Raw genomic sequence first — 1422 nt, 5'->3', positions numbered from 1 at the left:
TAAGGACAAGAAGGGCTGTTTTTCGACCGATTCATTTTTTTGAACCTCAAGTAGTGAAGGCATCAAAAATCGGTGGGTACTTCAGACCTTCCTTAGAATAGCCTTCGGAGCATTAATTTAACGGGAGTGGGAGTCGGGTATTGTAGGGCAAGTCTACCGTGCATCCGATATTTTTCAGAGCAGTCTCAGATGACTATACTGCCGAATATATAGCTAATCATCTAGTCTCGATAGGGTGAGTCTATGCCAAACTATAAATCCATAAAAAAAGGTTCTACAGGCGCTCGTCGGCGTACTTCGTCTCAATCTATTGAAACCCCACATAGTCTATCAAACGATACTTGTGAGTCTGAGGTTAATGACAGTGCATATCAAGAGGGTACAGGTAAAGTCGGTGATTCTGTAGAAAATCCCGCTGCTTGTCTGCTTCCCAGGAACGAGGCCAGCAGTGGCACCAGCCCATCACTATCGTATGTTTTTACACATGAACTTCCGAGGGAGGCACTAACACAGAACGTAGGCCAACATAAAGTTCTATTGGCTGGCTCCTTGACTGGTGTTGGGAAGAGCCCGGAAAACGACGTTCGGAAAAGTCACATTAATCCCATATTTACTCGGGTATTGAGTATAGGAAAGGGAGGAAGCATGAAGGGGGTCACGAGGTCAGCTTATACGCCAAACCTTGTAGGAGGCCAACAGCCCATTGTGATGCTAATCGCCCCGAGCGCAGCAACCAGTGAGCATCAGGCGGTCGACAGCTACATCGAACAGCAAAATCGCGAAAAAAAAGCAGGATGGCCTAAATACCCGCCAATCAACAAGTCTGTTAAAACTGGATTATATAGATCATATAATAAGGATGTCGGGAAAGTCAGCGGAACATCCATAGACGAATTGTCCCCGACCAAATTAGCCACATCAGAAAGATATAAGTATACGAATGAACAGCACTGGCATCGGGGCATAGCACTCGAGGATCATCTTCGTGCAGTTGTCTTGAAAGTTAGGCTAGGAGAGGATGGAAAATACGGCTTGGTAAAATCAGGCCAAACTCAACAAGCAGGAGATGCTAAGGTTTGGGGTCTTGGTGAATTATTGGGTCTGCCTAGCAAAGCGTCTGACAAAATCGTCGTCGATGACGAGGTTAAGCGAACAGTTGATTGGTCTACTACAATAACTACGTATGTATATGCTGTGACCCCTAACTATCCGCTCGAAAATATCATACATATACTCAATGAAATCTATGGTGGAACGCGCTTTGAGAATTTACCTTCAGCGCTGACTCAACCAGACGTCCTTCCTCCAGCACCATTAGCAGCGAAAACTAAGAAGGTGTAGACAAAATAAACTAAAGTTACCATTTCTTCTGCCTGGACAGCCTCGAAGTCATGCCTAGAATCGGACGCCCGCCCGCGATTA

At 45.6% G+C, this 1422-nt stretch carries 1 protein-coding gene; it reads left to right on the top strand.

Features of this window, described 5'->3' with window-relative positions; genetic code table 11:
- The first annotated feature begins 645 nt into the window (after positions 1 to 645).
- Positions 646 to 1341 carry a hypothetical protein gene (locus tag CRO75_RS32815; RefSeq protein ID WP_143504343.1) on the top strand — a complete coding sequence of 232 codons (696 nt, stop codon included), beginning with the start codon at positions 646 to 648 and terminating at the stop codon, positions 1339 to 1341.
- Positions 1342 to 1422 lie beyond the last annotated feature (81 nt).

This window comes from Pseudomonas sp. LAMO17WK12:I10, from assembly GCF_900215185.1.
Classification (GTDB): Bacteria; Pseudomonadota; Gammaproteobacteria; order Pseudomonadales; family Pseudomonadaceae; genus Aquipseudomonas; species Aquipseudomonas chlororaphis.
Note: the sequence above shows the minus strand (reverse complement) of the source record. Positions and strands in the feature narration are given on the sequence as shown.